The organism is Amycolatopsis sp. NPDC114504, from assembly GCF_055633595.1.
The window spans coordinates 243485-268798 of sequence record NZ_JBVKDU010000006.1 but is presented as its reverse complement, the minus strand read 5'-3'; the positions used below and the strand labels follow the sequence as shown (position 1 = coordinate 268798).

The window sequence follows — 25314 nt, the reverse complement described above, 5'->3', positions numbered from 1 at the left end:
TTCACTCCTCCATGCTCAGCGCGAGGTAGACGTCGAGCTGGTCGGTGAACTCCGTCAGGTCCGCGCCGAGCAGCTCGCCGGCCCGGCCGATGCGGTAGCGCAAGGTGTTCACGTGGACGTGCAACGCCTTCGCCGCGCGCGTCGGCGAGCTCGAACACTCGAGGAACACCCGGACCGTGTGCACCAGGTCCGAATGCTGCTCGGCGTCGTAGTCCAGCAGCGGCCCCAGCACCCGCCGCCGCACGGCCGCGCGCAGCCCGTCCGGGGCGCCGGCCAGCAGCAGTTCGTGCGCGGTCACCTCGCCGGCGGCGACCAGCGTGGCCCGCCGCCGCACCGCGACCGCCACCGCGTACCGCGCGGCCGCGAAGGCCTCGGTCCGCGGCGCGGGATCGCTCACCCCGCAGAAGATCTGCTTCGCCCGCAGCAGCGGCGCCACAGTGGACAGTGCGCTCGCGTCCGGCGACAGCGTGGTCGCCGCGAAGGAAGTGTCCCCTGTGGACTCGAGCAGGAGCCCGTCCGGCAGCAGCTCCCGCAGGACGTCCCGGCTTTCGTCGCTGCCTTCGGTCCGCAACGCGACGACGCGCGCTTCGCCGGGCAGCTCGGCGTCCGGGTCGGCCATCCGCGCCCGGGTGACCCCCACGAGCCCGGAAAGCTCTTCGGCCAGCTCCGCCTGCGCGGTGCTCAACGGCCCGCCGACGGCGATCAGCCACGGCACGGCGTGCCGTCCCTCGACCGGCACCACGGTCAGCGACCCGGACTCCTTGGCCGCGTACCGGCGGACGACGTCGGGGGCCGGCACCGGCAGCGGAGCCGCGCCGGCGATCACCCGGCCGAGCCCCGACAGCACCCAGCACGGCAGCCCGAGCTCCGCCGACGCCCGCTCCAGCAGCGTCTCGACCGGGGCGTCCGCGGCGGCCTGCAAACGTTTGCGCGCGCTTTCGGACGCGGCCGCGAGCGCCAGCACCACCTGCTCGGTGATCACCGAAAACGACAGGTCGGTGGGCACTTCCAGCAACGGGATCCGGTGCCGTTCGCAGGCCTCGACGACGTCGCCGGGGATGCCGCCGGAGTCGGCGCCGGACGCGGCCAGCGCCGCCGCGCCCGCCCGGGCCAGCGCGGCCACGAACGGCTCGGCGTCACCCGGGCGCCGCCACCAGAGCAGGCCGGACAGCACCAGCTCGCCCGCCGACAGGTACCGTCCGGGGTCGGGCAGCTCCGTGACGTAGATGCGCGTCACCGGCCGGTCGAGCAGGTCGGCCCCGGCCAGCGGGCGCAGCCGCAGCCCCGGCAGGCCGAGCAGAGTTTTCACGGTCGTCATGAGGCTTGTAGGAAAGCACAAACGACCTATGTTTCGCTCCTGTGCGTTTCATGGTCGGTGCCGTTGCCGCCCACCCCCGGTCCGGCGTCTACTGGTCTATCGCCCTTCATCCGGCGAAGGAGCACTTCTTTCAAGGAGAAACAGTGGAGTTCCTGCGTCCCGCGACGCTCGCCGAGGCCCTGGCCCTCAAGGCCGAGCGGCCCGACGCCGTGCCGATCGCCGGCGGCACCGACGTCATGGTCGAGCTGAACTTCGACCACCGGCGCCCGGACGCCCTGCTGGACCTGACCACGGTCGGCGAGCTGACGGAGTGGTCCACATCGGACGGGACGGTGCGCCTCGGCGCCGGCGTCCCGTACACCCGCGTCATCGCTGAACTGGGTGATTCCGTCCCGGCGCTGGCCATGGCGTCGCGCACGGTCGGCTCGCCGCAGATCCGCAACCGCGGCACGGTCGGCGGCAACCTCGGCGCGGCGTCCCCGGCCGGCGACACCCACCCCGTGCTGCTGGTCCTCGACGCCCGGATCGAGGTGGCCTCCGTCCGGGGGACCCGGCTCCTCCGCGCGGAGGAGTTCTACGTCGGCGTGAAACGCCACGCCCTCGCCCCGGACGAGCTGATCACCGCCGTCCACCTGCCCGCGCACGCCGGACCGCAGCAGTTCGCCAAGGTCGGGACGCGCAACGCCATGGTCATCGCGGTCTGCTCGTTCGCACTCGCCCTGCGGAACGGCGAGGTCGGCGCGGCCATCGGGTCCGCCGCACCCACTCCGCGCCGGGCGAAAGCAGCCGAGCAGTTTCTCGCCGCGGAGCTACCGTGGGGCTCGTCCGACGCGTTGGCGGACTCCCTGAAGCGCCGCTTCGGCGAGCTGGTGGCCGAAGCGACGTCGCCGATCGACGACGTCCGGGGCAGCGCCGCGTATCGGAAACACGCGCTGGGGGTTCTCGCGCGACGGACGCTGACGTGGGCTTGGGAAGAACACCGGACGGGGGAGCGCGCATGCGCCTGAATGTCAGGATCAACGGCGAGCAACGGCAGGCGGACGACGTCTGGGAGGGCGAAAGCCTGCTCTACGTCCTGCGTGAGCGGCTCGGCCTGCCGGGCTCGAAGAACGCCTGTGAGCAGGGCGAATGCGGTTCCTGCACGGTCTACCTCGACGAAGTCCCGGTCTGCGCCTGCCTGGTCGCGGCCGGACAGGCCGAGGGCCGCGTGGTGCGCACGGTCGAGGGACTGGCCGACGGCGACCGGCTCGACCCCGTCCAGCAGTCCTTTGTGGAGGCCGGCGCGGTCCAGTGCGGGTTCTGCACGCCGGGCCTGGTCGTCGCCGCGCACGACCTGCTGAACCGGGTGCCCGATCCGTCCGACGAGGAGATCCGCGAAGCCCTGGCCGGCAACCTGTGCCGCTGCACCGGTTACGAAAAGATCCTCGACGCCGTGCGCGCGGTGGCGAAAGGTGGTGTCGCGTGAAGACCCTCATCGCGAACGCCGCGATCGCCACCGTCAGCGGCCCCGAGTACGCCTCCGGCCACGTCGTCATCGACAACGACCGCATCGCCGAAGTCGGCGAAGGCGTCTACACCGGTGAGTTCGACGAGCGCGTCGACGCGTCGGGCTGCCTGGTCACGCCCGGCCTGATCAACACCCACCACCACCTCTACCAGTGGGCGACCCGCGGGATGGCCGCCGACCACACGCTCTTCGAGTGGCTGGTCGCGCTCTACCCCGTCTGGGGCCGGCTCGACGCGGAGATCACGCACGCCGCGGGCACGGCCGGGATGGCCCGGCTCGCCCTGACCGGCTGCACGACCGTCGCCGACCACCACTACGTCTTCCCGCGCGACGGCGGCGACCAGGTCGCGGCGCTGGCCTCGGCGCGGCAGCGGATCGGCGTCCGGCTGCACGTCGTGCGCGGGTCGATGGACCGCGGCGAGTCCGACGGCGGGCTGCCGCCGGACAACCTCGTCGAGGCGACCGAGGAGGCGCTGACCGGCACCGAAGCGGCGATCGCCCGCTTCCACGACGCCGCTCCGGAAGCGCACCTGCAGATCGCCGTGGGCCCGTGCTCGCCGTTCTCGGTCACCGAGCGGCTGATGTCCGGCGCGGCCGAGCTGGCTCGCCGCAAGGGTGTCCGCCTGCACACGCACCTCGCCGAGACCGTCGACGAGGAGAAGCAGTGCCTCGCCGAGGTCGGCTGCACGCCCGCCGAGTACGCCGACAAGCTCGGCTGGCTCGCCGACGACGTCTGGCTCGCGCACACGATCCACCTCGCGCCCGACGCGATCCGCCGCTTCGGCGCCACCGGCACCGGCTCGGCGCACTGCCCGACGTCGAACGGCCGCATCGGCGCCGGCATCGCCCCGGTCCGCGACCTGCTCGACGCCGGCGTCCCGGTCGGCCTCGGCGCCGACGGGGCCGCGTCCAACGAGTCCGGCGGTCTCGGCGAAGAGCTGCACCAGGCGTTGCTGCAGGCCCGCCAGCGCGGCGGACCGCGCGGGCTGACCACGCGCGAAGCGTTGTGGATGGGCACCATGGGTGGCGCCCGCTGCCTGGGCCGGTCCGGCGACCTCGGGTCGATCGAACCCGGGAAGCTCGCCGACCTCGCCGTCTGGGACCTGACCGGCCTGAACTACGCCGGGATCACCGATCCGGTCGCGGCGCTGGTGCTCGGCACCACGCCGCCGGTGCGCCGGCTGTTCGTCGGCGGCAAGGCCGTCGTCGAGGACGGCACGCTGCGCGAAGCCGACGAGTCCGCCATCGCCCGCGAGCTGGCGGCCGCGAGCGCCCGGCTGAGGGAGGACCGATGACCACCACGGTCGGCACGCAGACGGTCGACGGCATCGGCACGTCGCCGCAGCGCCCCGACGGCATCGTCAAGGTCCGCGGCGAGTTCGCGTACTCCTCCGACCTGTGGCACGAGGACATGGTGTGGGGCGTGACCCTGCGCAGCCCGCACCCGTACGCGCGGATCACGGCGATCGACATCACCGAAGCCCTGACCGTGCCCGGCGTGTACGCGGTGCTGACGCACGAGGACGTCCCCGGCGTGAACCGCTACGGGCTGGAGCACTCCGACCAGCCGGTGCTCGCGTCCGAAGTCGTGCGCTACCAGGGAGAACCGGTCGCGCTGGTCGCCGCCGACCACCCGGAGACCGCGCGCCGCGCGATGAAGCGGATCGTCGTTTCCTACGAAGAGCTTTCGCCGGTGACGGACTCCGAAGCCGCCGTCGCGGGCGAAGGGCCTTCGCTCCACGACGGCGGCAACGTCGTGCGGCACGTGAAGATCCGCCACGGCGCTCAGGACGTCTCGGCCGACGTCGTCGTCTCGGGCGTCTACGAGGTCGGCATGCAGGACCAGGCGTTCCTCGGCCCGGAGTCGGGGCTGGCCGTGCCGGACACCGAAGGCGGCGTCGACCTGTACGTCGCGACGCAGTGGCTGCACGTCGACCAGCAGCAGATCGTCGCCGCGCTGGGCCTGCCGGTCGAGAAGGTGCGGCTGACGCTCGGCGGCGTCGGCGGCGCGTTCGGCGGCCGCGAGGACCTGTCGATGCAGGTCCACGCGTGTCTCCTCGCGCTGCACACCGGCAAGCCGGTGAAGATGGTCTACAACCGCGAAGAGTCCTTCTACGGTCACGTCCACCGCCACCCGGCGAAGATGTACTACGAGCACGGCGCCACTCACGACGGGCGTCTCGTGTACGTGCGTACGCGCCTGTACCTCGACGGCGGCGCGTACGCGTCCTCGACGGGCGCGGTCGTCGCGAACGCGGCTACTTTGGGCGTCGGACCGTACAAAGTGGACAGTGCGTCGGTCGACTGCTGGGGCACGTACACGAACAACCCGCCGTGCGGCGCGATGCGCGGGTTCGGCGCGGTGCAGGCGGCGTTCGGCTACGAGTCGCAGATGGACAAGCTCGCGGCCGCCTGCGGCCTCGACCCGGTCGAGATCCGCGTCCGCAACGCCATGAGCGAAGGCGACCTGATGCCGACCGGCCAGGTCGTCGACTCCGCCGCGCCCGTCGCGGAGCTGCTGGGTCTGGTCCGGGACAAGCCGATGCCCCCGGAACGGCCGTTCGACCTGCGGCACATGCCGGGCGGCGTCTCGAACACGACGCACGGCGAAGGCGTCGTCCGCGGCGTCGGGTACGCCGTCGGGATCAAGAACGTCTGCTTCTCCGAGGGCTTCGACGACTACTCGACGGCCCGGGTGCGCCTGCAGGTGGTCGGCGGCGAGCCGGCCGCGACCGTGCACACCGCGGCCTGCGAGGTCGGCCAGGGCCTGGTGACGATCATGCAGCAGATCGTCCGGACCGAGCTGGGCGTCGAGCAGGTGACGGTCCTGCCGATGGACACCTCGATCGGCAACGGCGGCTCGACGTCGGCGTCCCGCCAGACCTATGTCACCGGCGGCGCGGTCCAGGCCGCGTGCGTGGCGGTGCGGGCGCGGCTGCTTTCCCGGTTCGACCAGCGGGTCCGCGTCGTCGGCGGCAAGCTCGTCGCGGCCGACGGCCAGGTGCTCGCCGACCTGGTGGACGTCCTCGGCGACGACGTCTACGACGAGACGATCGAGTGGCGGCACCGGCCCACTTCTTCGTTGGACCCGGAGACCGGGCAGGGCACCGCGCACGTGCAGTACGCGTTCGCCGCGCACCGGGCGGTCGTCGACGTCGACACCGAGCTGGGCCTGGTCAAGGTGGTCGCACTGGACTGCGCCCAGGACGTCGGCAAGGCGCTGAACCCCCAAGCTGTGCTGGGCCAGATCCAGGGCGGGTCGGCGCAGGGGCTCGGGCTCGCGGTGATGGAGGAGATCCAGACCTCCGGCGGGAAGATCCGGAACCCCTCCTTCACCGACTACCTGATCCCGACGGTCCTGGACATGCCGCCGATGAGCATCGACGTCCTGGAGCGCCCGGACCCGCACGCGCCGTACGGCCTGCGCGGGGTGGGGGAGCCGCCGACGATCTCGTCGACCCCGGCGATCGTGGCGGCGATCCGCGCCGCGACCGGGCTCGCGCTCCCGCGCGTCCCGGTCCGGCCGGAGCACCTCACAGGGACCTGAACTACTTCAGCGTCCAGTTCTGGTTCGCGTCGTCGTTGCAGCCCCAGAGCTCGAGCTGGACGCCGTTGACGTTGCCGGCGGGCTTGTCGCCGCCGGTGACGTCGACGCACAGGCCGGTCTGGGTGCCCGTGATCGAGCCGTCGGGGTTGAGCTTGAACTGCTGGTTCGCGCCGCCGTGACAGGTCCAGACGATGAGCTTGGTCCCGGCCGCGGTGCCGCCTTCGTTGGCGTCGAGGCAGAGGCCGTTGGCCTTCAGCTCGCCGGCGCTGGTGAACGTCCAGGACTGGTTGGCGCCGCCGTCGCAGTCCCAGATGTCGACCTTGGTGCCGGGCGTGGTGACGTTGCCGTTGATGTCGATGCAGCGTGAGGATGACGCGCCCTGCAGCGGCTGGGCGGTACTGCTGCCGCTGGCATTGGCCTTGACGCGGTAGATGACGGTGCCGTGCGACGGGACGTTCGCGTTGATCGCGCCGGTGCTCGTGGTCTGCTCCTTCGACCACAGGTTGGTCAGCCGGTAGTTCGACGCGCTGGGCAGCCCGGCCGCGGCGGCTGTCGTCGAGACGGTTTTCGTGGTCCCGTTTTCGTTGAACAGCACGACGGCGACGTCACCGTTCTGGAGCGGCTTCTTGAGCACGTCCAGGCCGCCGGACGACGAGATGCGCGTGGCCTGCTTGCCGAGCGGGTCCTGGTCGACGGCGATGACGTCGGCGTTGAGGTAGGTCGAGAAGGTGGCGACGCTGGCGCTGCGGAGGTCGGCGCCCGCGATCAGCGGCGCGGCCATCGCGGCCCAGAGCGTGAAGTGGGCGCGGTCTTCCTGGAAGTCCATACCGTCGCCGACCTCGAGCATGTCGGGGTCGTTCCAGGCGCCGGGCTTCGCGGCGGAGGCGAGCCCGACGTTCTGGCGGTAGATCGAGTCGATGCTGCCCCAGTTGTTGGTGATGTCCCCGGTGGTGCGCCACAGGTTGCCGACGTCCGGCGCCCAGGTCGACGGGGAGAAGTTGCCCCATTCGCAGATGCTGTAGGCGATCGGGCGGCCGGTGGCCTTGAGCGCGTCCCGCATCGCGGAGTACCGGCGGACGTAGTCCTGCTGGGTTTCGCCGCCGGGGCTGCCGCAGTTGTCGTACTTGAGGTAGTCGACGCCCCAGCTCGCGAAGCTGTTCGCGTCGGCCTGCTCGTGGCCGAGGCTGCCGGGGTAGTGCTGGCAGGTTTCGCTGCCGGCGCTCTCGTAGATCCCGAACTTCATCCCGCGCGCGTGGATGTAGTCACCGAGCGCCTTGAGGCCGCTGGGGAACTTCGCGGAATCGGCGACGAGGTTGCCGGCGGCGTCGCGGGTGCGGGTCATCCAGCAGTCGTCGAGGTTGACGTAGGTGTAGCCGCGGTCGCGCATCCCGGAGCTGACCATGAGGTCGGTGGTCTGCTTGACCAGCGTCTCGTTGATGTCGCACTCGAAGGTGTTCCAGGTGTTCCACCCCATGGGCGGTGTTCGGGCGAGCCCGTTTTCGAGGGCGTGGGCGGGTGTGCTGACGAGGGTTGCCGCCGCGAGGGCGGTGGCGAGGACGGCGAGGACACGGCGCATGGCGGCTCCAACCGAACGACGGTGTTGAGGCAGGAGGACTAGACCACTCCGTAGCTTCGATGTCCGATGCTGGGTGGTCAAGCGCCATGTTGAGTATTCTTGTTGGATTCCCGACTAAAGTTGCGTGCTTTCTTGAAGCAGTCGCCGCGCGACATCGACGGTCGCCGCCCCCGCGACGGCCATGGCCTCGGTGTCCCGCAGCGAGCGGCAGAGGACGAAGGCGCCTTCGAGGTTGTTGACGGCGGTGATGGTGAGCGTCCGGGCGGCCTCTTGGCTGAGCCCGAACTTCGCGAACTTTTCGGTCCCGGCGTCGATCCAGGCGGTGAAGACATCAGCGGTGGCTTCCCGCAGCGGCTCGTTGGTACTGGCAACCTCGAGGGCGACGGTAGCGATCGGGCAGCCCTCGACGTAGTCGGTGGCTTCGAGCGTCGCGATCCCGGCGGCGAAGAAGGCCTCGACCCCGCTGACGAGGTCGGGCGCGGGCGCGATGAAGAGGTCGAAGAGCTGGATGTAGGCGAGCCCGGAGGTCCGGATGACCTCCTGCCCGAGCTGCTCTTTCCCACCGGGAAAGAAGTGGTAGAGCGACCCGAAGGGAGCATTCGCCTCGGCGACGATCTGCTTGAGCCCGGTACCGCTGTAGCCATTACGCCGAAACAACTCGGCCCCGGCGGCCATGATGCGTTCTTTGGTCCCTGCCACAGGATCAAGGATACGCGGTGATTAGAGCGTTCTACCGAGTCCGGCTTGTCCACAACCCCGCGGTGATGTGGACAAGCCGGCGCCGGAGAGCCGTTTCCCCGGGTCCCGTCGGCGGCCCCCGATACACTGGATGCGGGGCCGGTCCCCCGGAGAGGGCGGGGGCTGCGTTGGGGGCGGCTGGGCCCCGACTGCTGGATGTCCCCGGCCGGGCCCGGGTCTCGGCAAAGGTCAGGTGTGAGCGGTCGGCCAGAGCAGTCGCAATGTTGTGAACAGCCCGTCCGTCTCGCCCGAGCTGCCCGCCCTGCTTGCCGGTCGTGGCGCGAGCCTCTGCCGGAGTGGGCGGGGCGGCTGGAGCCTGCTACTGGTTGTCCCAGGCAGGGCCCAAATTCCGGCAAAGTCAGGTTTGCGCGGCTGGACAGAGTAGTCGCGATGCCATGAACGACCCGTTCACCTCGCCCTGTGCCACGAAAGAATCGTTCATGACGTTCGGGCCGCCGATCCCCGGGCGCTGCCACCTCTGCGCTGACGCGGCGACTTGTGGAACGTGGTGTCCCGAATGGCTCGTTGGAACCTCCGGTGTCCCCAACGAGCCATTCGCGACCTCGCCCAAGCTGTCATCTGCTCGCCGGTGGTGGCTCGGAGAAGCTGGAGCTGCCGGACACGATCCTCGCCGAGGGGCGAGCCTCGTCCGGAGACTTTGCCGGGACCCGCTGAAGAGGGCGGCTGGAGCCCCCGCTACTGGATGTCCCAGGCCGGGCCCGGGTCCTCGGCGTCGTCGCGCAGGATCGTGCCCTCGATCAGCCCGTATGGCCGGTCCGCCGCGTAGAACACCTCGTTGTCGTTCTTCAGCCCGAACGGGCTCAAGTCGACCAGGAAGTGGTGCTTGTTCGGCAGCGACAGCCGCACCTCCGCCACCTCCGGCCGCGCCTCCAGCACCGCCGAACCCATCGCGTACAGCGTCTGCTGCAGCGAAAGGCTGTGCTTCGTCGCGAAAGTCTCCAGCATCAGCCGGCGGATCTCGCGGTGGCTCTCCGCCCAGTCGATGTCTTCGCCCTGGTAACGCCACTTCGCCGTGACGGCCGTGGCGAGAATCCGGTCGCCGGTCTCGGCGAGCGTCGTGTACTGGTCGCGCGGGAAACCGTGGAACTCCGAACCCGTGGACTTGAGCAGCGTCAGGCCGTCGATGCCGGACACGACCCACTCGTGGCCGTCCCGGATCGTCACCGCCGTCGTGCGTCGTTCGTCGCCCGAGCGGCTGAACGCGTGATCGTGCGGCTCGCCGCCGACGGCGATCCGGTCCCAGCCGTGCTCGTCGACCTTGACCCGGGCGCCGGTGATGTTCCCCTGCGTGCCGGTGAAGTGCCGCGCCAGGCGCAGCGCGAAGTCCTCGATCTCGCCGACCGGCGCCTCCTTCGCGAAGGCGTACACGGTGTTCTTCTGCGTGTCGGTCGCGAGCACGCCCGCGTTGTCGCCGGTGAGGTGCGTCGCGGCGAGCTCGCCACGCAGCGACGTCGACACGGTGAGGTCCTTCAGGTGGTGCACGGGGCCGTCGCGGCGCACCGTCACCAGGCGGACCTCCGCCTTGCCGTACTGGTTGGGGCCCAGGGTGATGGCCACGGTTCAGCTCCCTCGGTAGGTCGAATAGGCGAACGGGCTGAGCAGGAGCGGCACGTGGTGGTGCGACGTGCCGTCGGAGATCCGGAAGGTGAACGCCACCTCCGGGAAGAAGGCGTCCGGGCCCAGGTAGGCGCCGGTGTCGAAGACCAGCCGGTAAGAGCCGGGGTCCAGGGTTTCGGGGCCGAGGTCGCGGACGCGGCCGTCGTCGTCGGTGCGTCCGTCGGCGATCGGCTTTCCGTCGGCGGTTTCGAACCGGACGGCGATCCCCTTCGCGGGACGTCCGGTCGCCGTGTCGAGGACGTGGGTGGTCACGAGGCTCACGCGGTCACCGCTTTCGCGAGTCGGAGTTCGGCGATCTTCAACAGTTCCCGCCCGGCGACGGCCAGTTCGGTCGCCGGGTCGTTGTCGAGCCGGCTTTCGAGGATCTTCAACAGTTCTTCCCCGCTGCGGCCACTGGCGCAGACGAGATAGACGTGCCCGAACTTGGCTTCGTACCGGGCATTCGCGGCGGCGAACGCGTCGGCATTGTCCACACCGGACTGTTCGGACCGCGACCAGTCGGCCTCGGTCCCTTGCTGCTTCGGCTTTTCGCCGATCCGGGGATGGGCGGCCATGGCCTGCCGGATCTCGTCGCTGCTCAACGGCAGGTCGGCGGCGACGGTCAGCGCGTCCCGGCTCGCGTAGGGCCGGTGGTCGAGAATCGCGTCGACCCATCGGGGGACGGCGAGACAGGCGGTCAGCGCCGGACGGACATCGTCGGCGCCGGCGGCGTTGAAGTCGGTGAGGGTGAGCGGCACGGGGAACTCCTCGTGAGTGGCGTCCCGCTGACCGTACGTCGGCGCCGGAGTTCCGTCAACAGTTTGTTGAAAGCCCTGGTCAGTCGGCTTCCCGGTTGAGGTAGTTGTAGACGGTGAAGCGCGTGACCCCGAGCGCGTCGGCCACCGACGAGACGGATTTCCGCAGCCCGAAGGCCCCGCGTTCCCGCAGGACGCGCACGGCTCGCTGCTTGCCGGCGCGATCGAGCTCGCCCAGCTTGGCGCCCATTTCGCGCTCGACGTCGGCGATGAGCCGGGCCAGCGCGTCGGTCAGTTCGACGGCCGGGCCGGCCGTTTCTGCGGGCTTTTCGCTCGCTTCGGCGCGCCCCGGCTCGGCCTGGCGCACTTGCAGCGTCACCTGGGTCGCGCCCCCGTCGAGGGCGGCTCGCGCGATCGCCGGAAGCGCGCCGAGCAGCTCCTTCGCCTCGCCACGGGCGAGCGTCCCCAGTGGCCCGAAGTCGGTCTCCAGTCCCGCTTCCGTGGCGGCGTCGCGCGCGGCGACGGCGTGCTCGGGTGGCGAACCCTCGCCGTGGAACGGTTCGGTCGTGAACTCCGCTTCAAGCCGCACGAGGATGACCGTAACGCGCGGCTGCCGTCGTTGACGAGTGGCGCGCGCCGTGGTTACTGTCGTTGTGCGAAACCGTCTTTCCGTACTGTGAAATCGGCGGTGGTTCAATCCTCCCGGAGAAGGGTTTTCGGATGGATCTTGTGGTGCGCGCAGCCCGGGCCGTGACGGCCGAGGGCGAGGTTCCGGCGACCCTCGGGGTCGACGGCGGCCGGATCGTCGCGGTCGAACCCGGCGGCGCTTCGCTGTCCGGGGATCGCGTGCTCGACCTCGGCGACGACGTCGTGCTGCTGCCGGGACTCGTCGACACGCACGTCCACGTCAACGACCCCGGCCGCGCCGAGTGGGAGGGCTTCGAGACGGCGACCCGCGCGGCCGCCGCGGGCGGGGTGACCACGATCGTGGACATGCCGCTCAACAGCCTGCCGCCGACGGTCGACGTCGCCGCGCTGGAGGTCAAGCGCAAGGCGGCGACCGGCCGCGTGCACGTCGACGTCGGGTTCTGGGGCGGCGCGATCCCGGGCAACGCCGGCGATCTGCGCGGCCTGCACGACGCCGGGGTGTTCGGCTTCAAGTGCTTCCTGCTGCACTCGGGCGTCGACGAGTTCCCGCCGCTCGACCCGGCGGGGCTCGACGAAGCGTTGCGGGAGCTGAGTTCCTTCGACGCGCTGATGATCGTCCACGCCGAAGACGCGCACGAGATCGACGAAGCGCCGGAGCCGCACGGCGGTCGCTATGTCGACTTCTTGCAGTCCCGGCCGCGCGCGGCGGAGAACCTCGCGATCACGCACGTCATCGATGCGGCCCGCCGCAACGACGCCCGCGCGCACATCCTGCACCTGTCCTCGGCGGAGGCCCTGCCGCTGGTCGCTTCGGCGCGCCGCGACGGGGTGGCGCTGACGGCCGAGACCTGCCCGCACTACCTCAGCTTCATCGCCGAGGAGATCCGCGACGGCGCGACCCAGTTCAAGTGCTGCCCGCCGATCCGGGAGGCGGCCAACCGCGAACTGCTCTGGCGAGGGCTCGCCGACGGTGTGATCGACACCATCGTCAGCGACCATTCGCCGTGCACGCCGGAGCTGAAACGCTTCGACAGCGGCGATTTCGGGCTCGCGTGGGGCGGGATTTCCAGCCTGCAGCTGGGGCTGCCGGCGATCTGGACGCAGGCGCGGCAACGCGGGTTCGCGCTCACCGACGTCGTCCACTGGATGGCCGAACGCACGGCCGCGCAGGCCGGGATGCGCCGCAAGGGGCACCTCGCGGTGGGCTACGACGCGGACTTCTGCGTGTTCGCGCCGGAGGAGGCGTTCGTGGTCGACGTCGCGAAGCTGAAGCACCGCAACCCGGTCAGCGCATACGACCGGCGGCCGCTCGCCGGCGTCGTGCGTTCGACCTGGTTGCGGGGCACCGAAATCACCGGCGACGAGCCCCTCGGCGCGTTGCTGACCCGGGGAGACTGCTGAAGTGGAGGCCGCCTTGTCCGACCGTCCTGAGTGGACTGAACTGCCCGACCTCGCGTCACGCCGTTTCGGCGGGACGGTGATGTGGGCGACCGACGAGCTGTTCGCCGAGAAGGAGAACCTGGTCAACCCGTGGACGCCGGCGCACCGCGCCGAGACGTTCGGCCCGAAGGGCCAGGTCTACGACGGCTGGGAGACCCGCCGCCACCGCGAACCGGGCGACGACCAGGCGGTGGTGCGCCTCGGCCTGGCCGGCACGGTCACCGGCGTCATCGTCGACACGGCGTTCTTCAAGGGCAACTACCCGCCGTTCGTCTCGGTCGAGGCGGCGTCGGTGCCGGGCTACCCCAGCGCGTCGGAGCTGGCGTCAGCGGACTGGGACGTCCTGGTCGACCGCGCCCCGGCGGCCGGCCACACGGAGAACTTCTACGCGATCATGGGTTCGCGCCGGTACACGCACGTACGGCTGACCCAGCACCCGGACGGCGGAGTGGCGCGCCTGCGCGTGCACGGCACGCCGATCCCGGACCCGGAGCTGCTCGATCTGGACGCGCTCGACCTCGCGGCCCTGGAGAACGGTGCCCTGGTCACGGGCTGCAGCAACAAGTTCTATTCGTCGCCGAACAACGTGCTCTCGCCGGGGCTGGCGGCCCACCAGGCCGAGGGCTGGGAGACGGCCCGCCGCCGCGACGACGGCAACGACTGGCTGACGCTGCGCCTGGCCGGCGCGGGCATCGTCCGGTTCGCCGAGCTGGACACGAGCAACCTCAAGGGCAACGCCCCGGGCTGGGCATCGGTCAGCGGCCGCGACACGTACGGCGAGTGGGTGAAGTTGTTGCCCAAGACCCGCCTGCAGCCGGACACGCGCCACCGGTTCGCGCTGAAGGACGGCCCGGAGGTGACGGAAGCCCGCCTGGACATCTACCCGGACGGCGGGCTGGCCAGGCTGCGCCTGTTCGGCCGGCTCACCGAAGCGGGCCGGACGAACGTAAAGGCCCGCTTCTCCAAGACACGCTGACATGGCGCGAGCCGTCGGCCTCGGCACCCAGTTGCCGGCGGCTCGCGATCAGCCGGCGTTCGGCCGGTTGAGGTAGGCGGAGGCCAGCGACAGGACGCAGGCGCAGCCGATGATGGCGCTCACCCACCACTCCAGCCCGGCCACGACGCTCCAGACGAAGGCCGCCGCCGCCAGCACGGCGACGAGGATGTTCCGGAACTGCAGCGGGGTCGGTTTGGCCATGCGACCAGCCTCTCACGGGCGCGAGTCCACCCACCGCGCGCCCGGTGAGGACACGTCGGGACCGGCGCCGGTCGCTCCCGCAGAACGTTGCGTCGGGACTGTCGCGGGCTGCAGCCGGGGTGCCTTGCGTCGGGGCTGGCGCTTGGCCGCTGCCCGAGGTGGCTTGCGTTGGGACTGGCGCTTGGCCGCTTCGGGGGTGGCGTGCATCGGGACTGCGGCGAGCGCCATCCGAGGTGTCTTGCGTCGGGCCGGCACACGGCCTTTCCGTGGCGACTTGCGTCGGCTGATGTCGGTCCCTCCCGCGGTGCCTCCGCCCGGACCGACGACGGCTCTCCCCGCCGCCGGTGTCACCTCCGGGTGCCTCCCGAGCTGCGGCCAACCCTCCCGTGCTCGTGGGCAGGCGTCAGACTGGTGTCCTCTCGGTCGAGTCCGCCGCGCTCCCGGGCCGACGTCAGATCTCCGCGCGCTCGCCGGGCTCGAGCAGGACGAGCCGGTCGGTGAGGCCGGCCGTCTCGAACTCCTTTCGCAGTGTGTCCGGTCCTTCGCTGAAGTGCTGCCAGCCGCGGAAGTGCAACGGCACCACCTTCGCCGCGTCGAGCACCTTTGCCGCCTCGACGGCGTTCGCGCTGGTCAGCGTCAGGGGAGCGCCGTCGAAGAGTGCCGTCCGGGCGGCGCCCGCGAACAGCACCGCGATGTCGACGCGGAACCGCGACGCGATCTCCCGCACCAGCTCGACCGACGCGTTGTCCCCGCTGACGTACACCGTCGGCAGGCCGTCGCCGCTCAGGACGAACCCGGTGACCTCGCCGGTCGTCGGCTCGGCGCCCTCCGGCCCGTGCAATGCCGGGACGGCGGTGACCGTCAGCCGTCCGACCTGCGTCTCCTCCCACGGCTTCAGACCTCGCGCGGTCCCGCCCAGCCGCTCGGCCCCGCTGGGCGTGATCAGCGTCAGCGGCACCGTCCCCAGGTACGCACGGCCGCGGTCGTCCAGGTTGTCGGGGTGCTGGTCGTGGGACAGCAGGACGGCGTCCACCACGCCGACCGCGGCTTCGGTCTGCACCGAGTCCTCGGTCTTGACGAGCACGCGATCGCCGATCGGATGGTCGCCGGGCGCGTCGAAGGTCGGGTCGGTGAGCAGCCGGACCCCGCCCAGCTCCAGGAGTGCGGTCGGGCCCCCGGACAGGGTGATCCCCAGGTTCTCGGTCATACCTCCGGCCAACAGCGGGAACGGACGTTCTCTTCCCCTAAGGTGCCGACTGCCTCCGGGAGCTGATTACGCCGGTGTTGAACCCCGCCAGATGGAGCCCGCCCGCGAAGCGCGCGTGTTCGATCTTCACGCACCGGTTCATCACGACGTCCAGCCCGGCCGCCCGTGCCCGCTCGGCCACCGGCTCGTGCCACAGCCCGAGTTGCAGCCACAGCGTCCGCGCGCCGGCGTCGATCACCTCTTCGGCCACCTGAGGCAGGTCGTCGTGCTTCCGGAACACGCTGACCAGATCCGGTTCTTCCGGCAGGTCCTTGAGCGAGGCATACACGGGTTTCCCGAACAGCGTGTCCAACCGCGGGTTCACGAAGTTGACTTCGTAGCGCGTCGACGAGAGCAGGTACGTCGCCACGAAGTAGCTGGGCCGCGCCGGGTTGTCGGACGCGCCCACCAACGTCACCGACTTCGTCCGGTTGAGGATCGCGCGCCGCTCGACCGCTCCCACCGCGTACGTCACCCGGCCACCGCCTTGCCCAGCGCCTGGTCGAGGTCCCAGACGATGTCCTCGACGTCTTCCAGGCCGACCGATAGCCGGATCAGGTCGGGCCCGACACCCGCGGCCGCGAGCTGGTCCTCCGACAGCTGCGCGTGCGTGGTCGACGCCGGGTGGATCACGAGCGTCCGCGCGTCCCCGACGTTTGCCAGGTGTGACAGCAGCTCCACCGATTCGACGAACTTCTCACCGGCCGCCCGGCCGCCGTCGATGCCGAACGAGAACACCGCGCCCGGCCCGGCGGGCAGGTACTTCTTCGCCAGGTCGTGCTGCGGGTGGGAAGGCAGCCCGGCGTACGACACCCAGGCCACCCGTGAGTCCGCTTCGAGGTACTCGGCGACTGCCAGGGCGTTGGCCACGTGCGCGTCCATCCGCTGCGGAAGCGTCTCGACCCCTTGCAACAGCAGGAAAGCCGAGTGGGGCGACAGGACCGCGCCGATGTCCCGCAGCTGCTCGGCGCGCAGCCGCGTGCAGAACGCGTACTCCCCGAAGTTCTCCCAGTACCGCAGGCCGCCATAGCTCTCTACGGTCTCGGTCATCCGCGGGAACTTCCCGTTGCCCCAGTCGAACTTCCCGGACTCGACGACGATCCCGCCGAGCGTCGTCCCGTGACCGCCGAGGAACTTCGTCGCCGAGTGCAGCACGATGTCGGCGCCGTGCTCGATCGGGCGGCACAGGTACGGGGTCGCCAGCGTCGCGTCCACCACCAGCGGGATGTCGTGCGAGTGCGCGAGATCCGCCAGTGCCGCGAGGTCGGCGATGCCGCCGCCGGGGTTGCCGATCACCTCGGTGTAGAGCAGCCGGGTCCGGTCGGTGATCGCGGCCGCGTAGTCGTCGATCCCGCCGCTGACGAACGTCGTCTCCACGCCGAACCGCCTGAGCGTGCCGGTGAGCTGGGTGACCGTGCCGCCGTAGAGGCCGCTCGCCGACACGATGTGGTCGCCCGACTCGGTGAGCGCGCTGAAGGTGAGGAACTCCGCGGCCTGCCCGCTCGCAGTGGCGACACCGCCGATGGCGCCCTCGAGGCTGGCGATCCGCTCCTCGAACGCGGCCACCGTCGGGTTTCCGATGCGGCTGTAGATGTTGCCGTACTTCTGCAGCGCGAAGAGGTTCGCCGCGTCGGCGGCGTCCTCGAAGACGAAGCTCGTGGTCTGGTAGATCGGCACGGCCCGCGCGCCGGTCGCCGGATCGGGGGTGCCGCCCGCGTGCAGTGCGCGGGTCCGGAAGCCCCAGGTGCGTTCACTCATCGGTTCTCACCGTAACCGTCCTCCCCATCGGATGGCCACGCCTCTCAGGTGATGGGCGGGACCATTTCGTGTCGCCGAGCGTAGCACGTAATAGGATTCCGTGCGCTACACTCGAAAGCATGAAATGCGCCGCGTGTGGCAAGCCGCTGCCACCTCGCCAGGGATCAGGGCGAAATCGCCAGTACTGTGACGCCACTTGTCGGAGCGCCGCCCGCCGGCAGCGCGAACACGTAAAGAGTGACTTGACAAACCCGGGTCGTCAATTCATTCTTGACAGCGTGCCGAAGCACGGACCACTGGCCGAAGTCGGCGAGGCGTTGCGGAAAGTTCGCGCCGCCGAGGCGACGTTGCGGGAGGCCGTGGAAGCGGCCAGGGAGGCCGGGCACACCTGGCAAGAGATCGGCGATCTGCTGGGAACCAGCCGGCAGGCCGCCTTCCAGCGGTTCGGCCGGCCGGTCGATCCGGCGACGGGGGTGTCCATGGTGGAGCTGAACCCGCCCGACGCGATCCACCGCGCCGAAGGGCTCGTGGCGGAGCTCGTCAGTTGTCAGTGGCACGAGGTGCGCCGGGACTTCGACGACCGCATGCAGGCAGCGGTCGGCGAGGACGAGCTGCGGCTCGCCTGGGCCCAGCTGGCCGGGTCGGTCGGACGGTACGAGCGGATGGGAGAGCCGTATGCGCGGTCCACGGGTGACTACACGGTCGTCCACATGCCGCTGGCCTTCGAGGCCGGCGAGCGGACCGTGCAGGTGACCTACCGGGAGGACGGCCGAGTGGCCGGGTTGTGGATCCGGCCGCCCGAGGGGTAGCCGGTGATCAAGGGGGAACGATGGAAGCACAGGGGGAAAGATGAAGACAGCGATAGCGGGCGTGCTCGTGATCCTGGCGCCGCTGGTGGCTCCGGCGGCCCAGGCCGCCGAGCTGCCCACGGCGACGGACCAGCTCGAGTGGGTGGTCGACGCGACCGCGCGCGTTCCGGTGACCGATGCCGAAGTGCGCGAGCACGTCGCCCAGGTCCTGCTGACGGCCGCGGGTGGCACGGCGGGAGTCAACGGTGCGCTCGCCAAGCTCGGCCCGATCGAGGTGAAACGGATCGTCACCGAGGCCCCGGACCACGTGGCGGCGGCGGTCCACGGACCCGCCGACGACTACCTGCTCGACCTCAACGTCGACCAGGCCGGGCTGATCGACGGACTGAAAGCGAGCCCGGACGACCCGGTCCCGGCGTCCTGGCCGGAGGTCGACGCGCAGCTCACGGCGCTCGGTGCCCGCGTGTCGTTCGGCGCGTCGGAGATCCTTCCGGACGGGCGTTGCCGGGACGTGCACGGCGTCCGCGACGACGTGCAGCGGCCGCTGGGTTCGGCCTTCAAGCTCTACGTTCTGGGCGCGCTCGGCAAGGCAGTCGCCGAGCACAAGGCGTCCTGGAGCGAGCAGCTGGCGATCCGCGACGACTGGAAGAGTCTGCCGTCCGGGGTGCTGCAGAACGAACCGGCCGGTACGCGGCTCCCGCTGACCGAGTACGCCGACAAGATGATCTCGATCAGTGACAACACCGCGACCGATCACCTGATCCACCGGCTCGGCCGGGACGCCGTGCAACGGCAGGTCACGGCGTTCGGCAACCAGCGGCCGTCGGCGAACGTCCCGTTCCTGACCACGAAGGCGATGTTCGAGCTCAAGGCCACGCAGTACCCGGCTCGCGTGGATGCCTACCTGGCGCTGCCACGCTGGGCGCGTCCCGCGGCGGTCGCCGGGCTGGAACGCCTTCCGCTCACCGGTCTCCAAAGCTGGCAGGCGCCCGAGAAGATCGACGACATCGAGTGGTTCGGTTCGCCGGACGACATCTGTCGTGCGTTCTCGGGGCTGCAGAAGGAGAACCAGCCGGAGATCGGGCACGCGCTGTCGCTGAACGACGGTGGCCTGGGACTCGACCGGGCGAAGTTCCCGGAGGTCTGGTTCAAGGGCGGCAGCGAACCCGGCGTGCTGACGTTGAACTACCTGGCGCGCACCGCGGACGGTCGCTCGCTGGTCACCAGCGTCATGGTGTCGGACCCGGTCGCGCCACTGGACGAAAACCACGTCGCGGCACGGGGAATCGCCGTCGCGAAGGGTGCGGTGGCGCTTCTCGCGGCTACGCTTCGTCCGTGACGGTGCGGTGGAGCGTGACGATCGACTGCGCGGGGCCCCGCGCCCTGGCGAGGTTCTGGGCGGTGGCCCTCGGCTACATCGAGCGGCCACCACCCGCCGGGTTCGCCAGCTGGGAAGCCTGGTTCTCGCACCACGACGTGCCCGAGGCGGAATGGGACGACGGCGCGTACCTGAGCGATCCGGAAGGCGTGCTGCCGAACCTGAGCTTCCTCAAGGTGCCCGAGGAGAAGGTCGTGAAGAACCGGCTGCACCTGGACGTCCAGGCCGGCGGCGGGCGCGAGGTTCCGTGGGAGACGCGGTGGGAGCGGGTCGTCGAAGCGGTCGCCCGGCTCACCGCCGCGGGCGCGGTGGTGGTGCGGGAGTACGAACTGGACGGCCGTCCGGACCACTTCCTGATGGCGGATCCGGAGGGCAACGAGTTCTGCGTGCTCTGAGCTGTCGATCCGGGCGCCACCAGTTCGTGTAGGAGGTGGATCCGGGTCACGAAGGAGCGCTCATGACATTCACCGCCGAAGAGATCGACTACCTGCGTTCGCAGCCACTCGCCCGCGTGGCGACGCTCGGTGCGGAGGAGCAGCCGGACGTGGTCCCGCTCGCGTTCGAGTTCGACGGCGAGCACTTCTGGGTCGGTGGCGTCGGCGCGGCGGTGGCGGCGACGCGCAAGTTCCGCAACGTCGCCGCCGGTCGCCGGAAGGTTGCCCTGGTGGTGGACGACCTGGTGTCGCTGCGGCCGTTCATCGCCCGGGCGATCCGCGTGTACGGCGACGCGGACGAGCCCGTGGAACGGACGGGCTTGGTCGGGCCGGGGTGGTACTCCCGGATCACCCCGCGGGTTTCGTGGAGCTGGAACATGGCGGGGGAGCCCGCGGGCGAGACGTGGTACGAGCCGAGGAAGGTGGTTCACGGATAGCTGATCGGATCGCCGGGATGACCGGGATCACTCACGGTGTCGCGCGTTCTCGTCACATCGGCCGCCGTCGCGGGGTCTACTGCTACGACTGCGGCGCGGGAAGGAACGGGACACGGTGGACACGCTGACCGAACGGTTCGAGCAGGAGCGGGCGCGGCTGCGCGCGGTCGCCTACCGGATGCTCGGATCGGCGAGCGAGGCCGACGACGCTCTCCAGGAGGCCTGGCTGCGGTTCGACCGCACCGACACAGGTGAGGTCGAGAACGTCGGCGCGTGGCTGACGACCGTCGTCGCGCGGGTGTGCCTGTCCATGCTCCGGACGCGGCGCAACCACCGTGAGGAGCCTCTGGACGGCCGGCCCGAACAGGGTGAGGACCGCCGGGACCCCGAGCAGGAGGCGGAGCTGGCCGACTCGGTCGGGCTGGCGCTGCTGGTGGTGCTCGACGCGCTGGCGCCGGCCGAGCGGGTCGCGTTCGTGCTGCACGACATGTTCGCCGTGCCGTTCGACGAGATCGCGCCGATGATCGACAAGACACCGGCGGCGGCCCGGCAGCTCGCGAGCCGTGCCCGGCGGCGGGTCAAGGGCGGCACCGCGGTGGACGCGGGCCTGCCCCGGCGGCGCAAGGTCGTCGAGGCGTTCCTGGCCGCGTCGCGGGGTGGCGACTTCGATGCGCTGCTCGCGCTCCTCGATCCGAACGTCGTGCTGCACGCGGACCGGTTCGTCGGTCCGAGCCCGGCGCCGGTCGTGCTGCGCGGCGTGGAGAACGTGCGCAAGGGCGCGGTGCTGGCGTCCGAACGGGCCCGTGCCAGCGAGCTGGCCCTGGTCGACGGCTCGCCCGGGCTGCTGTGGGTGCTGGAGGGCCGGCTGTCGGTCGTCCTGGCGTTCCAGGTGGACGGCGACCGGATCACCGGGATCGAGGTCATCGCCGACCCGGAGCGGCTGCGCGGGCTGGAGCTGGCCGTCCTCGACTGAGGCGGGTCAGCGCAGGGCGGCGCGAAGCCGCGCGTCGCGCTCGGCCGGCGTCTGGCGGGGGCAGCTCACGCATTTCGGGTTGCCGACCTCGTAGATCAGACAGCACGACGCGCGACGCACAGCAGGTGCCCGGCCGACCCGGACGAAACGGGGCTTCGGCAGGCCCAGGCCGATCGCGGCGACGAGCGGCTCGGCCAGGGCCATCGCGCGCTCAGGGTCGGGTGTCCACAGCAGCCGGTTGCCGATCGAGTCGGTGGCGATGGCGCCGAGGGCGCGCGCACGAGCGCCGGTGACGCCGGCGATCGTCGTGATGGCGGCCCCGAGCGCCTCGCCGAGCGCGGCGCCCAGCTCGGGCAGCCCACCGGAGAGGGGACGGGTGGACCGGGCGCCGAGGAACCGGCCGTCGGCGACGAGGTCGATCTCCATGGCGTCGAGCGACGGGTCGGCGAGCTGGAGCCGAGGGGACCGGCGGGCGGCCGGCTGGTCGGCCGGTGGGGAATGGGTGGCGGCGGTTTGGTCGGCCAGTGCACGCGGCGGGGTCCGGGGCTCGGCGGGCTGGTCGGCCAGCGCGAGCGGCGGGGTCCGGCGGGCGGCGGGTTGGTCGGCTGGTGCGGGCTGTGGGGACCGGCCTGCGGCTGGCTGGTCGGCTGGTGCTGGCTGTGGGGACCGGCCTGCGGCTGGCTGGTCGGCTGGTGCGGGCTGCGGGGTCCGGCCTGCAGCTGGCTGGTCGGCCGGTGCGGGCTGTGGAGACCGGCCTGCGGCCGGCTGATCGGCCGGTGCGGGCGCAAAGGAATGGGTGGCGGCGAGCTGGTCGGCCGAAGCGGGCCGCTGAGGACGGGCGGTCCCCGACTGGTCGGCCGGTGCCGAGCCGGCCGGCTCGCTCGCCGAGTGCTGCGCCCAGCCGGCCGAAAACGGGTCGGTGACGCCCTCTGTCGCGGCGACCAGGCTCTCCAGCGCCGGGGCCACGAGCACCGACGAGAGCGAGTACCACCAGATCGTGCCGAGGACCTCCGGCGGGGCGCACCCGTAGAGCTTGGCCGCGCCGCCGATGCGGGCGCGGACCCACTCCGCGTCCGCGAGCAGGGTCGCGGGCGCGGTCCAGTCGGGCTTCACGTCACCCAGCCTTCCAGACCTTGGCGACGGGGGCCGGTGAGATCGACGACTGCGGAGCCTTCCAACACGCCTTCACAGCCGCCGGTAGGTGGCGACCGTGAAGGACACCGTCACCGACTGGGGCTCGGTCAGCGCGTCCAGCCGGGCACGGCGGTCGCCGCGGTCCAGGTGGAATGCCGTCGGGCCCATCTCCACCGCCTGGCGGATCTGCTGGGGGGTGAGCTGCGCCGTCCGGCGGACCTCCGTCCGGCCGGTGCGGGCGAAGTACTCGCCGAGGGTGGCGTCCAGGCGCTCGGCCTTGCGATCGTCGACCGACAACACCAGGTCGCCCAGCTCGCGGAGGTGGTCCGGAGCCGGGGACGCGACCGTCAGCAGACCCCCGGGTCGCAGGACGCGGTGGAACTCCGGCCCGTTGCGCGGCGCGAAGACGTTCAGCACCACTGACGCCACCTCGTCGCCCACCGGCCACGGCTCCCACAGGTTCCACACCGCCGCCCCCAGCCGGTCGTGGGCGCGGGCCGCGCGCCGCAACGCCACCGCGGAGACGTCCAGCGCCAACCCCAAGCTGCGCGGGGCCGCCTCCAGGACGTGCGCCAGGTAGTAGCCCGTTCCGGCGCCCGCGTCGATCACGAGACCCTCGGCCTCCGCGCACACGCGGGCCAGTTCGTCCGCGAGCGGCCGGTACGCGCCCGATGCCAGGAAGTCCGCGCGGGCCGTGACCATCGGTGCCGTGTCCGCCGTCCCGGCCGGGATTCGCGCGTGCAACAGGTTCACGTAACCCTGTCGAGCTAGATCGAACGAGTGACCCTGCGCGCAACGCAGTGTGCGATCTACGGCCCCCAACGGAGCGCCGCACACCGAACAGCGCAACGCTTCCACGACCCTTGGTGGCAGTGGGTCATTCCCGTGGTCACTCGAGGTCATGGGGATATTCGACCACGACGTAACGCAACCGGACACTCCAGGACACGTCCCGGGAAACCTGGCCGTAACAACCGGGCACGGACAGTTCACGCGGGCGAAACCTCTCGCGCCGCCTCGTGAAACACCGCGAGCCAAAACTGCCTTCGCAGGACACCCAGGGCACGGGAGGACGATGTGCTGAACGCAGGAGACACCGCATGGGTACTGGCCAGCGCCGCGCTGGTCATGCTCATGACACCAGGATTGGCGTTCTTCTATGGCGGCATGGTCCGCGCGAAGAGCGTCTTGAACATGCTGATGATGAACTTCATCGCGCTGGCCGTGGTGGGGGTGCTCTGGGCCCTGTACGGCTTCTCGATGTCGTTCGGGGACGACGCCTTCGGCGGCCTCGTCGGTAACTTCCACTTCGCCGGCTTGGAGAACACCTTCGGGAAGCTCGCCGGCTTCGCGGTCGCCGCCACCGACTCGGCGCCCGCCGTCGCGTGGCCCGGCACCGACGCGCTGCCGGTGCTCGCGTTCGTCATGTTCCAGCTGATGTTCGCCATCATCACGCCCGCGCTGATCTCCGGCGCCATCGCCGACCGCGCGAAGTTCTGGGGCTGGACGCTGTTCGTCGTCGTCTGGGTGACGGTCGTGTACTTCCCGGTCGCGCACTGGGTGTTCTCGTTCAACGGCTTCGTCGGTGAGAACGCGGTCGGTGGCTGGATCGCCAACAACCTCAAGGCACTCGACTTCGCCGGTGGTACCGCGGTCCACATCAACGCCGGTGCCGCGGGTCTCGCGCTGGCGATCGTGCTCGGCAAGCGCAAGGGCTGGCCGAAGGACACCGGCCGCCCGCACAACGTGCCGTTCGTCCTGCTCGGCGCCAGCCTGCTGTGGTTCGGCTGGTACGGCTTCAACGCGGGTTCGGCGCTGGCCGCCAACGACCTCGCCGCCGTCGCGTTCACCAACACGACCGTCGCCACCGCGGCCGCCGTCCTCGGCTGGCTGATCGTGGAGCAGCTCAAGTTCGGCAAGCCGACCACCCTCGGCGCGGCGTCCGGTGCGGTCGCCGGCCTGGTCGCCATCACCCCGGCGTGTGGTTTCGTGAGTCCGCTCGGGGCGATCGCGATCGGCCTGATCGCCGGTGTGCTCTGTGCGCTGGCCATCTCGCTCAAGTTCAAGTTCGGCTTCGACGACTCCCTTGACGTCGTGGGCGTCCACCTGGTCGGCGGTATCGTCGGCACGCTGCTGATCGGCTTCTTCGGCACCACGAGCGTCAACGCGCTCGGCGCCGACGGTCTCTTCTACGGCGGCGGGTTCACCCAGTTGGGTCGTCAGGCGGCGGCCGCCGGTGCGGTGCTCGCGTACTCCTTCGTCCTGTCCTTCATCATCGGCTTCGCGATCAAGAAGGCGGGCGGCTTCCGCGTCAGCACCGAGGACGAGGTCACCGGTATCGACGAGGCTCAGCACGCGGAGAGCGCGTACGACTTCACCGGGTTGTCCGGCGGTGGCGCTCCGTCCACCATCCCGGTCAAGACCGCCCCGGCCGCGAAACTCGAGGAGAGCAAGGCATGAAGCTCATCACGGCGATTGTGAAGCCGTTCACGCTCGACGACGTCCGCTCCGCGCTCGAGCAGCTGGGCGTGCTGGGCATGACGGTCAGCGAGGTCCAGGGCTACGGCCGGCAGAAGGGCCACACCGAGGTCTACCGCGGCGCCGAGTACTCGGTGGATTTCGTGGCCAAGCTGAAGATCGAGGTCGTCACCGACGACACCAACGTGGAGAAGGTCCTCGAGGCCATCACCACGGCCGCGCACACCGGCAAGATCGGCGACGGCAAGCTGTGGGTGACGCCGGTCGAGACGGTCATCCGGGTACGGACCGGTGAGCGCGGCACGGACGCTCTATAGGCGTCT

The 25314-nt window shown here is 70.9% G+C and carries 25 protein-coding genes and 2 pseudogenes; 13 read left to right on the top strand and 14 right to left on the bottom strand.

All coding sequences use genetic code 11. The features are described from left to right. Nucleotide 1: 1 nt before the first annotated feature. Nucleotides 2-1318, bottom strand: a complete 1317-nt coding sequence (locus ACZ7PG_RS43035; protein ID WP_470244973.1) for a PucR family transcriptional regulator ligand-binding domain-containing protein — start codon at nt 1316-1318, stop codon at nt 2-4. A gap of 143 nt (nt 1319-1461) precedes the next feature. Here ACZ7PG_RS43035 and ACZ7PG_RS43030 point away from each other — a divergent pair, with 143 nt between their 5' ends. Genes ACZ7PG_RS43030 through pucD form a run of 4 tightly spaced genes read left to right on the top strand, consistent with a single transcriptional unit; the run spans nt 1462 to nt 6372 of the window. Further along, complete coding sequence (locus ACZ7PG_RS43030) at nt 1462-2325, top strand: FAD binding domain-containing protein (RefSeq protein WP_470244972.1); 864 nt, start codon at nt 1462-1464, stop codon at nt 2323-2325. Then, nucleotides 2316-2783 (top strand): (2Fe-2S)-binding protein, encoded by a 468-nt coding sequence (locus ACZ7PG_RS43025; protein WP_470244971.1) that lies wholly within the window; start codon nt 2316-2318, stop codon nt 2781-2783. The genes ACZ7PG_RS43030 and ACZ7PG_RS43025 overlap by 10 nt, the downstream gene beginning before the upstream one ends. Continuing rightward, a complete protein-coding gene (locus tag ACZ7PG_RS43020) occupies nt 2780-4120 on the top strand; it encodes an 8-oxoguanine deaminase (RefSeq protein ID WP_470244970.1) in 1341 nt (446 codons plus the stop codon). Before ACZ7PG_RS43025 ends, ACZ7PG_RS43020 begins: the two co-directional genes overlap by 4 nt. Beyond that, on the top strand, nt 4117-6372 hold the full coding sequence (pucD, locus tag ACZ7PG_RS43015; protein WP_470244969.1) for a xanthine dehydrogenase subunit D: 2256 nt from the start codon (nt 4117-4119) through the stop codon (nt 6370-6372). The genes ACZ7PG_RS43020 and pucD overlap by 4 nt, the downstream gene beginning before the upstream one ends. Before the next feature lies 1 nt (nt 6373). On the opposite strand, the gene ACZ7PG_RS43010 is transcribed toward pucD, so the two are convergent. The 6 genes from ACZ7PG_RS43010 to ACZ7PG_RS42985 all read right to left on the bottom strand — a co-directional run bounded on the left by ACZ7PG_RS43010 (nt 6374) and on the right by ACZ7PG_RS42985 (nt 11647). Continuing rightward, entirely contained in the window at nt 6374-7948 is a 1575-nt protein-coding gene (locus tag ACZ7PG_RS43010; RefSeq protein WP_470244968.1) for a glycoside hydrolase family 27 protein, read from the bottom strand. Nucleotides 7949-8062: 114 nt separating this feature from the next. Further along, nucleotides 8063-8623: a TetR/AcrR family transcriptional regulator gene (locus ACZ7PG_RS43005; protein WP_470244967.1), complete on the bottom strand. Its 561-nt coding sequence runs from the start codon at nt 8621-8623 to the stop codon at nt 8063-8065. Nucleotides 8624-9382: 759 nt separating this feature from the next. Beyond that, entirely contained in the window at nt 9383-10264 is an 882-nt protein-coding gene (gene pucL, locus ACZ7PG_RS43000) for a factor-independent urate hydroxylase (protein ID WP_470244966.1), read from the bottom strand. 3 nt (nt 10265-10267) lie between these two features. Next, nucleotides 10268-10585, bottom strand: a complete 318-nt coding sequence (gene uraH, locus ACZ7PG_RS42995; protein ID WP_470244965.1) for a hydroxyisourate hydrolase — start codon at nt 10583-10585, stop codon at nt 10268-10270. After that, complete coding sequence (gene uraD / locus ACZ7PG_RS42990; RefSeq protein ID WP_470244964.1) at nt 10582-11061, bottom strand: 2-oxo-4-hydroxy-4-carboxy-5-ureidoimidazoline decarboxylase; 480 nt, start codon at nt 11059-11061, stop codon at nt 10582-10584. Before uraD ends, uraH begins: the two co-directional genes overlap by 4 nt. A 79-nt stretch (nt 11062-11140) precedes the next feature. Continuing rightward, nucleotides 11141-11647 (bottom strand): helix-turn-helix domain-containing protein, encoded by a 507-nt coding sequence (locus ACZ7PG_RS42985; protein WP_470244963.1) that lies wholly within the window; start codon nt 11645-11647, stop codon nt 11141-11143. Nucleotides 11648-11778: 131 nt separating this feature from the next. On the opposite strand from ACZ7PG_RS42985, the gene allB reads away from it, so the two are divergent. After that, nucleotides 11779-13107: an allantoinase AllB gene (gene allB / locus ACZ7PG_RS42980; protein WP_470244962.1), complete on the top strand. Its 1329-nt coding sequence runs from the start codon at nt 11779-11781 to the stop codon at nt 13105-13107. 1 nt (nt 13108) lies between these two features. Continuing rightward, nucleotides 13109-14122, top strand: a complete 1014-nt coding sequence (gene alc / locus ACZ7PG_RS42975) for an allantoicase (protein WP_470244961.1) — start codon at nt 13109-13111, stop codon at nt 14120-14122. A gap of 48 nt (nt 14123-14170) precedes the next feature. On the opposite strand, the gene ACZ7PG_RS42970 is transcribed toward alc, so the two are convergent. The 4 genes from ACZ7PG_RS42970 to ACZ7PG_RS42955 form a co-directional block, all read right to left on the bottom strand. Further along, the gene (locus ACZ7PG_RS42970; RefSeq protein ID WP_196425520.1) at nt 14171-14344 is read right to left on the bottom strand and encodes a hypothetical protein; all 174 of its coding nucleotides are present in this window, start codon (nt 14342-14344) and stop codon (nt 14171-14173) included. Nucleotides 14345-14795: 451 nt separating this feature from the next. Next, entirely contained in the window at nt 14796-15551 is a 756-nt protein-coding gene (locus ACZ7PG_RS42965; RefSeq protein ID WP_470244960.1) for an MBL fold metallo-hydrolase, read from the bottom strand. 37 nt (nt 15552-15588) lie between these two features. After that, nucleotides 15589-16065 carry a CoA-binding protein gene (locus ACZ7PG_RS42960; protein WP_470244959.1) on the bottom strand — a complete coding sequence of 159 codons (477 nt, stop codon included), beginning with the start codon at nt 16063-16065 and terminating at the stop codon, nt 15589-15591. Beyond that, on the bottom strand, nt 16062-17348 hold the full coding sequence (locus ACZ7PG_RS42955; protein ID WP_470244958.1) for an O-acetylhomoserine aminocarboxypropyltransferase/cysteine synthase family protein: 1287 nt from the start codon (nt 17346-17348) through the stop codon (nt 16062-16064). The genes ACZ7PG_RS42960 and ACZ7PG_RS42955 overlap by 4 nt, the downstream gene beginning before the upstream one ends. Before the next feature lie 278 nt (nt 17349-17626). Here ACZ7PG_RS42955 and ACZ7PG_RS42950 point away from each other — a divergent pair, with 278 nt between their 5' ends. The 5 genes from ACZ7PG_RS42950 (at nt 17627) to ACZ7PG_RS42930 (ending at nt 21379) form a co-directional block, all read left to right on the top strand. After that, nucleotides 17627-18157, top strand: coding sequence for a DUF3887 domain-containing protein (locus tag ACZ7PG_RS42950; RefSeq protein ID WP_470244957.1), 531 nt, complete (start codon nt 17627-17629; stop codon nt 18155-18157). A gap of 40 nt (nt 18158-18197) precedes the next feature. Then, nucleotides 18198-19496: a serine hydrolase gene (locus ACZ7PG_RS42945; protein WP_470244956.1), complete on the top strand. Its 1299-nt coding sequence runs from the start codon at nt 18198-18200 to the stop codon at nt 19494-19496. Then, nucleotides 19493-19930: a VOC family protein gene (locus ACZ7PG_RS42940; RefSeq protein WP_470244955.1), complete on the top strand. Its 438-nt coding sequence runs from the start codon at nt 19493-19495 to the stop codon at nt 19928-19930. The genes ACZ7PG_RS42945 and ACZ7PG_RS42940 overlap by 4 nt, the downstream gene beginning before the upstream one ends. A 62-nt stretch (nt 19931-19992) precedes the next feature. After that, nucleotides 19993-20406: a PPOX class F420-dependent oxidoreductase gene (locus ACZ7PG_RS42935; RefSeq protein WP_470244954.1), complete on the top strand. Its 414-nt coding sequence runs from the start codon at nt 19993-19995 to the stop codon at nt 20404-20406. 115 nt (nt 20407-20521) lie between these two features. Then, nucleotides 20522-21379: a sigma-70 family RNA polymerase sigma factor gene (locus ACZ7PG_RS42930; RefSeq protein WP_470244953.1), complete on the top strand. Its 858-nt coding sequence runs from the start codon at nt 20522-20524 to the stop codon at nt 21377-21379. A gap of 6 nt (nt 21380-21385) precedes the next feature. On the opposite strand, the pseudogene ACZ7PG_RS42925 reads toward ACZ7PG_RS42930, so the two are convergent. The 3 genes and pseudogenes from ACZ7PG_RS42925 to ACZ7PG_RS42915 form a co-directional block, all read right to left on the bottom strand. Next, nucleotides 21386-21826 (bottom strand): annotated as a pseudogene (locus tag ACZ7PG_RS42925) ((2Fe-2S)-binding protein); the annotation flags it as partial. 483 nt (nt 21827-22309) lie between these two features. Next, a pseudogene (locus ACZ7PG_RS42920) lies at nt 22310-22492 on the bottom strand (Fe-S oxidoreductase); the annotation flags it as partial. A gap of 72 nt (nt 22493-22564) precedes the next feature. Next, entirely contained in the window at nt 22565-23416 is an 852-nt protein-coding gene (locus ACZ7PG_RS42915) for a putative RNA methyltransferase (protein WP_470244952.1), read from the bottom strand. Nucleotides 23417-23590: 174 nt separating this feature from the next. Here ACZ7PG_RS42915 and ACZ7PG_RS42910 point away from each other — a divergent pair, with 174 nt between their 5' ends. Next, complete coding sequence (locus ACZ7PG_RS42910; protein ID WP_470244951.1) at nt 23591-24973, top strand: ammonium transporter; 1383 nt, start codon at nt 23591-23593, stop codon at nt 24971-24973. Further along, complete coding sequence (locus ACZ7PG_RS42905) at nt 24970-25308, top strand: P-II family nitrogen regulator (protein ID WP_086855863.1); 339 nt, start codon at nt 24970-24972, stop codon at nt 25306-25308. The genes ACZ7PG_RS42910 and ACZ7PG_RS42905 overlap by 4 nt, the downstream gene beginning before the upstream one ends. Nucleotides 25309-25314 lie beyond the last annotated feature (6 nt).